The organism is Helicobacter didelphidarum, from assembly GCF_003364195.1.
Taxonomy (GTDB): domain Bacteria; phylum Campylobacterota; class Campylobacteria; order Campylobacterales; family Helicobacteraceae; genus Helicobacter_A; species Helicobacter_A didelphidarum.
In genome coordinates, this window is sequence record NZ_NXLQ01000037.1 from 1 (window position 1) to 9443 (window position 9443).

General features: G+C 30.3%; 7 protein-coding genes. 2 read left to right on the top strand and 5 right to left on the bottom strand.

Annotated elements, in window-relative coordinates:
• Positions 1–201 precede the first annotated feature (201 nt).
• A complete protein-coding gene (locus CQA53_RS09640) occupies positions 202–1815 on the bottom strand; it encodes a phospholipase D family protein (protein ID WP_115543786.1) in 1614 nt (537 codons plus the stop codon).
• Entirely contained in the window at positions 1808–3367 is a 1560-nt protein-coding gene (locus CQA53_RS09645) for a zinc-binding metallopeptidase family protein (protein WP_245945857.1), read from the bottom strand. Before CQA53_RS09645 ends, CQA53_RS09640 begins: the two co-directional genes overlap by 8 nt.
• Before the next feature lie 144 nt (positions 3368–3511).
• Here CQA53_RS09645 and aroQ point away from each other — a divergent pair, with 144 nt between their 5' ends.
• Together aroQ and CQA53_RS09655 are read left to right on the top strand one after the other, a co-directional pair.
• Entirely contained in the window at positions 3512–4006 is a 495-nt protein-coding gene (gene aroQ, locus CQA53_RS09650; protein ID WP_115543788.1) for a type II 3-dehydroquinate dehydratase, read from the top strand.
• Positions 4007–4419: 413 nt separating this feature from the next.
• Positions 4420–6546 carry an RNA degradosome polyphosphate kinase gene (locus tag CQA53_RS09655; protein ID WP_115543789.1) on the top strand — a complete coding sequence of 709 codons (2127 nt, stop codon included), beginning with the start codon at positions 4420–4422 and terminating at the stop codon, positions 6544–6546.
• Between the two features lie 36 nt (positions 6547–6582).
• Here CQA53_RS09655 and CQA53_RS13610 read toward each other — a convergent pair whose 3' ends face one another.
• The 3 genes from CQA53_RS13610 to CQA53_RS09665 form a co-directional block, all read right to left on the bottom strand.
• Positions 6583–6714, bottom strand: coding sequence for a hypothetical protein (locus tag CQA53_RS13610; protein WP_281271185.1), 132 nt, complete (start codon positions 6712–6714; stop codon positions 6583–6585).
• A gap of 239 nt (positions 6715–6953) precedes the next feature.
• On the bottom strand, positions 6954–7508 hold the full coding sequence (locus CQA53_RS09660; RefSeq protein ID WP_115543790.1) for a class I SAM-dependent methyltransferase: 555 nt from the start codon (positions 7506–7508) through the stop codon (positions 6954–6956).
• Positions 7509–7538: 30 nt separating this feature from the next.
• Positions 7539–9335, bottom strand: a complete 1797-nt coding sequence (locus CQA53_RS09665; RefSeq protein WP_115543791.1) for a phosphoethanolamine transferase — start codon at positions 9333–9335, stop codon at positions 7539–7541.
• Between the last annotated feature and the right edge of the window lie 108 nt (positions 9336–9443).

Genomic DNA, 9443 nt, shown 5'->3' on the forward strand with positions numbered 1-9443 from the left:
AGTTTTATATTCCACAATACAAAAAAGCATATTTTATAAGAATATGTAAAGCGATAAATAGGGGGTTTTAGGGGGGTAATTTTAAGGTTATAATTTATAATCACTTCGTGCATGTAAACCTACTTGCTAAGATTATCATTGCTTAGAAAATAATCAATTTTTACTCTCTTTATCCTCGAAGAAGTATTATAAAAATACGCATTAAAAAAGTTTTTCGGGTATAATTTTTGCCATTGTTTTATAAAATCTTAACCATAAACTTGTGTTGGGTGGTTTGCTAAATTTCTTGATTTCTTGATTGTCACCCAGAAGAATTTCCCAATGGCATTTTTTACCAAAAGAATCGCATACAATTTGATAAGATTCTGACATTTGTTGTTGCGTAATTTCTTTCAATTTTTTTGCTAACTGCTCACTTTTAAAAAATACAATACTTTCTGTATTTAACATAGCCGATCGATAATCAAGATTAAAGCTTCCAACAGCAACAATATCTTCATCAATAATCATACTCTTTGAATGCAAACTCACTCGACCTTTTTTTGTGTTATAAAATTTTGCTTTATCTTTTAATTTTGCCTTTGAAGATTCTAAATGTGGGTATTCATATACTTCAATGCCCATTTGCACAAGTTTATCGCGATATTTCTCCCAATGAGAATACACAGGAACAACATCGATTGAAGCAAGAGAATTCGTTAAAATCTGCACTTGTACACCGCGTTGGATAAACTCATGCCAAATATCAAGAGTTGCATCTCCAGGAACAAGGTATGAAGAGGAAATAATAATAGAATCTTTTGCATGATTTAAATAATAGGTAAGTCCATCAAGAATTGGTGTTGTAATAAACTCGCTATCTTTATCAATTTTTTTTGGTAAATCTGCTAGAAAAATCCCTTCACCCCATGCTATTTCAAATTCCTTATTCATATATTTTGTTTTAAAATCATCAATATCATTACGGTAATCTTGCCATTGTGCAAGATCAACATTGTATCGTTGCTCCTCTTGCAATGTGCTTTGGATTCTTTTATTATATTGTTTTATTTTATGCTTACTTGGAAAGAGGCTCACAGGAATACTGCGTCTATAATTCCAAAATTCTTCAAAATTAACTTTCGCATCTTTTGCAAGATTTCCAATAAAAAGTAAATCTGTATCCGTAAAATTAATACTCGCATTATCAAAATACTCATCAGCAATATTACGTCCACCGGCAATTAACACTGTATCATCAAAAATAAAAAGTTTATTGTGCATACGTCTGTTAATACGGTTAAAATCAAATGGTGCTTCAAATGCTCGTAAGATTCCAAAACGAAAAAAATATGGGTTAAAGATTCTCACTTCAATATTTTCATGGCTGTCTAAATATATAAGGTCATATAAATCAGATGAAATACCATTATCATCAATTAAAATTCTTACCTTTACGCCACGATTTGCAGCTTGATATATTTCATAAATCAACAACTTTGAAGTGAGTTCATTTTTATAAATATAAGTTTGAATTTCAATACTTTTCTGTGCCATTTGCACAAATGCTAAACGATGCAGTAGAGCACTTGTGCCATCAGCAATAATAAAACCACCATTTTTCTTACTCTCTAATTCTTTCTCGTAAGGTTTCGCAATCGAACTTGAAAATACATTATATTTTGGAACATAAGTGGTTTTAACAGCATGTTTAATCGTAGTAAGTGGCGAACAAGCACTAAAAATTAGTAAAACTAATGTGTATAAAAGAATAATGTTTGCACAATAAATAATAAAGCTCCATGAAATATCAATATCTGAAAATATCTTAATCATATATTCTCGCCACAAAATCTTGCAAAATAGAAATAACTACCCCCACACTCTCAATCCATACCCTCTCTTTTGTTGAATGAGGAAATTGGATTGTGGGACCAATACTTAAAGAAACTATATCATCTAACCCCATTTCTCTAAATTTTGCAAGTAGAATACCACATTCAAGTCCAGCATGTAATTCTACAATCTTTGGTGTAATATGAAATGCTTGTGTATGCACTGCCATGCTTTGATAAAGGATTGAAAGTGTATGCATAAAATTAGTTATATTTTCTGTATTACCACTTTTTATGTAATCTTGCGAATAAGCAGACAAGTATTTTTCACTGTATTTATAAAAAGTTTGATAATCAAAATCTTGCTGTTTCTCCCATGGAGCATAATACTCGCTAGATTCTATTATTGTGCTTTCTATTTTTTGCTTTGGTAAAGATTGTTGGAGAGATTCCTTTAAAGTAACAAGATTTTCATCTAAAAGACTCTTGGTATTTGCACGTCCCATAAATGATAAAGATAATATTCCATTTGCAAATGAAATATGAGAAAGATTGCGCGAATTTTGAATCATATCATTATTATCTCTTTGCAAAACCCCAATTTTAATATTTTGTAAAAACTCATACAAAATATTAAAATTCAATCCTTGTGGTGGTTGCAAAAAAGCTTCATTCACTTGTTTAATGCGTCTATTATTAATATTTTCTAATTCACTAATTGTAAAAAATTCATTTGGTTGGAAATTTAATTTCTGTTCACTTGCAAAGATAATTTTAGAATTTGTGGGTATTGAATTGCGTTTTTCACCGCCCTGCCAATTAATGATGCTAATAGATGGTTTTATAATATATTGTTGCAATCCATTATAAAGAAATTTTGCACTTTCTAAAATAGCATTACGATAATTTGGTGCGGAATTTCCAATATCTATACCGCTATGCCCACCAGCAAAATTATGAGATTGTAAAACATAATAGTATTGATTGGGCAATACTTTTTCCACCTCAAAATGAGTCGTATATGCAAGATCATATCCACCAGCACAGCTTATTGTAATTTCACCCAACACTTCGGAATCTAAATTAAGCAAAATTTTTGATTGAATTGGAATTTCAAGATTCTTTGCACCAATCATACCAATCTCTTCATTATTGGTAAAAAGAAATTCAGCATTCATTTGATTTTTCATGCAATAAAGCATAATAGCCAAACCCATACCATTATCTGCACCTAAACTTGAATCTTGGGCATTCAACCATGTTTGCATAATATTGCCATTTTGTATTTTATTCTCAAGAAGTTTTGGAGGAAATTTTTTTGCAACCATGCCAACACACACCATATCATAATGACTTTGAAAACAAATTTTGGGTCTTTCACCTTCTTTAAATGCAAGAATATTTCCATGTGTATCAATTTTAATTGTGTAATTCTGTGCCTTAATAAAAGATTGTAAGAATGCACACATTTCGCTTGTATTCCCACTACCATGTGGAATTGTTATTATCTGATAGAATAATTGTAGAACATCTTGTAATGGGTTATTTTCCATAGTCATTCCTTAATAATGCAAACAAATATTATACAATTATACTATATATTTTCACGAAATTTACGAAGTTTTTTGCCCCATACGCTTGAAAGTATAAAATTTTTAGGATAAAATTCAAAATCAAACTTTAAATAGGAGATCACAATGAAAATTTTAGTGATTCAAGGACCAAATCTCAATATGTTGGGGCATAGAGATCCAAGATTATATGGCACAATGACTTTAGAGCAAATCCATAACAATATGAAAGCATTTGCTACACAGCAAAAAGAGGCAAATGGTGAAGCACTTGAATTAGAATTTTATCAAAGTAATTTTGAAGGTGAAATCATTGACAAATTACAAGAGTGTGTTGGCGGAGAGTATGAGGGTGTAATTATGAATCCAGGAGGCTTATCTCACACTTCTATTTCTCTTGCTGATGCAATTATTGCTTCTGGTGTGCCAGTAGTTGAGGTTCACTTAAGTAATATTCAAGCTCGTGAACCCGAACGCAAAATAAGTGTAACAGGTGCTGTAAGTGTTGGAATGATTACTGGTTTTGGACCTTTAAGCTATCATTTGGCATTAATTGCCGTATTGAATATTGTAAATGAAATTAAAATGATGAAACAACAAAACCCACAAGCCCAAGCATAAGTTTTATTTGCAATAAAAATGTGATTTTTCATTACTCTTTTTTCAGAATCTTTGGGACTCTGTTTCCAAGATTCTGAAATTTTGAATAGTCTATATAATCGAATATCTTCTCCCGCAGATTAAATAATATTTCAGAATAATAAAAAAATCATGTTCTATAATTTCTAGTCCAAATTTTCAAAAACCACTTATTCACAAAGACCATAGTCCCAGAATTTCTCCATAAAGTAAGGTTTATAATTCCAATAGTATTGTATGTAAAAAAATATTGAGATTGCATACAACAATGATGTAACACATAAAAACAAAAAATAATATATTTTGTTAAAAAATAGTTTTGAATATTTAGAATTTAATGTAAAATATAAACAAGTCTTGAGTATCTTAGTTTGATTGAATGTAAAGGAGAAGCAATGCAAAAAGAAAAAATAGTGCAAACAACAGATCATATCGCACAAAGAGATATGTATTTTAATCGTGAATTAAGCTGGTTAAGATTCAATACGCGCGTATTAAATGAAGCAAAAAATACAAAACTTCCTTTGCTTGAACGACTTAAATTTTTAGCAATTTACAGCACAAATTTAGACGAGTTTTATATGATTCGTGTGGCAGGTTTGCAAAGACTTTTTGCAAATGGTGTAATTGAAAGTGGTGCGGATAAGCTTAGTCCTCTTGAGCAGCTTACTGAAATACGGGAATATATTAATAGGGAAAAGCATGAAGTAGAATCTCTCTATAATGACATTAAGAAATCTCTTGCAAAAGAAAAACTCATTGTGCGTAATTTTGATGATCTTGATACAAATACAAAACAGGAAATGTATAAGTATTTTAAAAATTATCTCTACCCAATTATTGTTCCCATTGTTGTAGATTCTGTGCATCCATTCCCTCATTTAAATAATCTAAGTTTTGGTATTGCACTCTTATTAAAAAACAAAGAAACGAATGAGGTTAAATATGGAATGGTAAGAATTTCTCGTGTTTTAAAACGTTTTGTGAGAGTAAATCACGATTCTTTCGTTTTAACTGAAAGTATTGTGGGGGAATTTGCAGGAGAAATCTTTGAAGGATATGAAACAATCGCTTATATTCCATTCAGAGTTACACGAAATGCAGATATGGAAATTGAAGAAGATGAAGCAGACGATTTCATAGTATTAATGAGCGAGGGATTGAGGGCAAGAAAAAAAGGGGAAGTTGTCCGACTAGAAGTTGGTATAACAAACAAAGAAGCTGAATATCACAAATTGCTTGCATTTATTAATAGTCAGCTAAACATACCAAAAGAAGATATTTATGAATACAGAGTTCCTCTTGGATTTAATACATTTTGGGAGTTAGTTGGATTAAAAGAGTATGCTTATCTTACTCTCCCTCATTATGTTGCAAAAGTCCTTCCGCCACTTGAAAGTGCCCTTAATATTTTTGATACAATAGAGAAAGGGGATATTTTATTATTTCACCCATATGAAAGTTTTGATTCTGTCGTAGAGTTTATTCAGCAAGCTGCAAAAGATCCGGATGTGTTATCAATTCGCATGACACTTTATCGTGTTGGACGCAATTCTCCTATTGTAAAGGCATTAACAGAAGCTGCGGAAAATAAACAAGTAACAGTTCTTGTTGAGTTAAAAGCAAGATTTGATGAAGAAAACAACTTACACTGGGCAAAAGCATTGGAATCTGCTGGAGCACATGTAATTTATGGTGTTCCAACTTTAAAGGTCCATGCTAAAATTGCCCTTGTGATTCGTAAAAACGGAGACAAACTACAAGAATATGTGCATTTAAGTTCTGGAAATTACAATGCACAAACTGCAAAAATTTATACAGATGTAAGTTTGCTAACCGCAAATCCATCATTTGCAAAAGATGCGGTAAAATTTTTCCATTCACTCTCAACCGGTAGCTCAAAACAAGCAAGACTAGATACTCTTTATACTGCACCAATCCAAATAAAAGAGAAATTACTCAAACTTATTGCCGATGAAACAATACATAAAGAACAAGGAAAAATTATTCTTAAAGCTAATGCATGTGTAGATATTGATGTCATCAATGCACTCTATAAGGCTTCGCAGGCTGGAGTAAAAATAGATCTTATTATACGAGGTGTATGTTGCTTAAAACCGGGCGTAAAGGGGTTAAGCGAAAATATCTGTGTTTATTCAATTGTTGGTAAATATTTGGAGCATGCAAGAATCTATTATTTCAAACATGCTAAAGAATCAATTTATTTTGCAAGTGCTGATATTATGCCAAGAAATTTGGAACGTAGAGTAGAATTACTGACCCCTGCACTTGAAAAAAATATCGCTGAAAAACTTATGCAAATTCTTACACTTCAACTCAATGATACATTACAGCGATATGAGCTAAGGAGTGATGGTGAATATTATAAAGTTCCACCAAAAGATGGTGGTCTAAGCTCGCAAGATGCATGGGAACGTATGACAAATCAAATTCACAATGCTAATAAAAAAGTGAATGAAAAAATGAAACGTCTTGTTACTCGCATGATGGGGGAATCATAAAAGTTTTATAAGTTACAAGATATATTTTATTTTGATTCAAAGAATCCTATTGAGAGGCTGAAGAGACATTTCAAAATATGGAATTTCCTCAAGACTCTTGTGTATTTTTGGTAGAATCTGCTTCAATTTTACTAAAAATACCAGATTTTCTTTAGAAACATGCTTCAAAATTTGGTTTTCCTCTTCTTTATTTTGCAATAAATACACTCATTTTTTTACAAAAAGTTTTTCAAGAATCTTTCTGACATTGCTTTATTTTTTAAAAACTCTCAAGATATTTATCATTTCTCTCTTTATGGAATATGGCTATACTTTGATGTATTAAATGTATCATAAATTTTACCTTTTATATAAACATTATAATTCTTGATTTGAAAATCCATACAATAATATCAAAAAATGGAAACTCATTTCTTGCAATAATATACATAGGCGGGAGGAAAATTATTCCAAATAATTTTAGAGATTCTTACATTTTTAAAATATTTAAATAATTTCTTTTTAAATTTTTTTGCTTGAGGTGTGGGAAAAATATAAGCAAAAGTAGCAAAACAACCATTATCTCTCAACCCTTCATGAATACAATCAAGCAAACAATCCTGTTCTTTCTGACTAAAAACACTCCAAGGTAACCCAGACACAATAACATCAAGATATTCAATTTGTTTTCTTTTCATAATCTGTAAAAGTTTTTCTGCACTTTCGTTTTCAACTTCAACATCCATCAACTTTTCTTGTAGCTTTTTAGCAATCTTTGTGTTAATTTCAATAGCAAAAAATTGTGCGTTTTTGTTTTTCTTTCGTAAAATTTCTTGTGTGAATACCCCAAGTCCTGGTCCTATTTCTGCGATATATTGAGCATTTTCTAGTCCTATATTATTTGTAATTGCACAACTTAATTCCTTAGAACTAGAACATAAAGTACCTATTCTTCTAGGATTTCTTAAAAAATAGAGCAACATATAACTACCTCATCAAGTTTCTAGGAATAATCAATTCTTATTTATTTCACAATTAGTGCATTGCTGTTGTTTTACCTCTTTATCATAGTCTTTCCCATTAAAAATTTTTCTTACGCGTTTATCATTAAAATTAGGAGAGAAAAGTGAGCGAGATTCTTCAAAATCAGGTGTTTTTATATCCAATATATCAAGAAAAGCATGGATAAAATCATCAGTCATAAATGGTCTATTCACTGCAAGATTTATTTTTGCTGTAAGATTAGGGAAAGATTCTCTTGCTTTTGGACTTAAGTAGAGTATAAATGGTATCTCTACCATAAATCTTGAGCCGGCAAAATCATTATGCCCATAAAAACTACGAAAATCATACACTTCCTCTCCATGATCGCTTAAATACAATATAATAGATTCACTCTCTTTAAATTGTTCTATAATCTTATTCACAACCCAATCATTATAAAGCACAGCATTAGAATATTCCGCTTTTGTTTTTGCATCATTGGGAAATTTACCCACTTTAAAATCATCTGGTTTTAACATATTAAAACTTTGTGGGTAGCCCTTTATATATGGAAAATGTGTCCCCATAAGATGAAGAACATAAAAATGTGGCTTTTGTGATTGATTGTTACGATACTTATCAAGAACACCTAAAAGTGCACCATCATAAAACTTTGATGAATACAGAGAACCACGATACATTGTAAATTCTACTGTATTAGCATGTGTTGCAATAACTTCAGGTGCATTCCCATATATCGAAATAGTTTCTTGATTACTTAGCCATAAAGTCTCAAAACCTGCTAGATTCATAACATTCAAAATATTCATTTGTTTATACCATGGGGTATCACTATTTTCATAATTAGAGAAAGTAAGGACTTTTCGCAATGATTCATTTGTGTGTCCATGTGGTGCTATTATATCATTCATTACAAATAAGCCTCCTTCTTTCTTTAATTGTTCTAAATGAGGAGTTGTTGGTAATCCAAATCCATATAAGCTCATATAATTTCTTGTTGTAGATTCACCTATAATCAATACGATATTTTGTGGGAGCTTCCCTTGAATCTCAATAGGATACTCTTTCTTTTGTTCTAAAAAATCATTGGAATCCTGTTTGACTCGCTTGTATTGATTATAATGTTTAAGAAATTCACTACTTTCCCGCATATTATTTGAAATAGCAATATACCATTGCCATATAATATTTTTCTTTGCAAAATAAACATTTCTATAAACTATTTCAAAAAGACAAATAACAAATAGAATAAAAGCTACAATTTGAATGGCTTTAAGTTTTTTTGATTGAATTGGTAGATGAATTTTTGGAAGTCTTATAAATAAAAAACCTATTGAAAATACCACAAACAGAAGCATAATCATACTTACACGCAAGTTAAAATATGTATCAAAAAAACCGATTGCTTCATTTGGATTTGTTGATAAAATAATATTAACAAAGACATCATTTAACGAGTTATGAAAAACTATGACTAAAAATAAATCTATTAAAATTACAAGAAAAGTTGAAAGATAACAAAATATTGCAATCGCTAGAGCCAGAACCTTGCTGAGATATTTCTCTAAAAAGTGCAAAATATAAAAAAGACAAAAAAATAAAGCAAGGTTTGGAAAAAATGAACGATATAAATTATGAATAAAATCCTGGAAAAAAACAGTAAGTATATTTACATCGGTAGTGTTATCATTACCCCCCCCCCCCAAGCTACTAAATAAAACCATTGGATAAAAAGAATTTACAAATAAAAAAAACAAAAAAATTTTAAAAGAAAATAGCCTTTTGAGACAATTAAAAATTGTCATAAAATTTACTTAAAAAAAAAATTGGGAAATTAAAGGAAATTTTTAAAACAATTAAAAAATATGAAAAATTTTAAAAGATTAAACAAAAAACTATTTTTAATCTTTTGA

What these genes read in the sequence shown, in the direction of transcription:
- CQA53_RS09640 (WP_115543786.1), bottom strand. Translation starts at nt 1,815, where the DNA reads ATGATTAAGATATTTTCAGATATTGATATTTCATGGAGCTTTATTATT.
- CQA53_RS09645 (WP_245945857.1), bottom strand. Translation starts at nt 3,367, where the DNA reads ATGGAAAATAACCCATTACAAGATGTTCTACAATTATTCTATCAGATA.
- aroQ (WP_115543788.1), top strand. Translation starts at nt 3,512, where the DNA reads ATGAAAATTTTAGTGATTCAAGGACCAAATCTCAATATGTTGGGGCAT.
- CQA53_RS09655 (WP_115543789.1), top strand. Translation starts at nt 4,420, where the DNA reads ATGCAAAAAGAAAAAATAGTGCAAACAACAGATCATATCGCACAAAGA.
- CQA53_RS09660 (WP_115543790.1), bottom strand. Translation starts at nt 7,508, where the DNA reads ATGTTGCTCTATTTTTTAAGAAATCCTAGAAGAATAGGTACTTTATGT.
- CQA53_RS09665 (WP_115543791.1), bottom strand. Translation starts at nt 9,335, where the DNA reads ATGACAATTTTTAATTGTCTCAAAAGGCTATTTTCTTTTAAAATTTTT.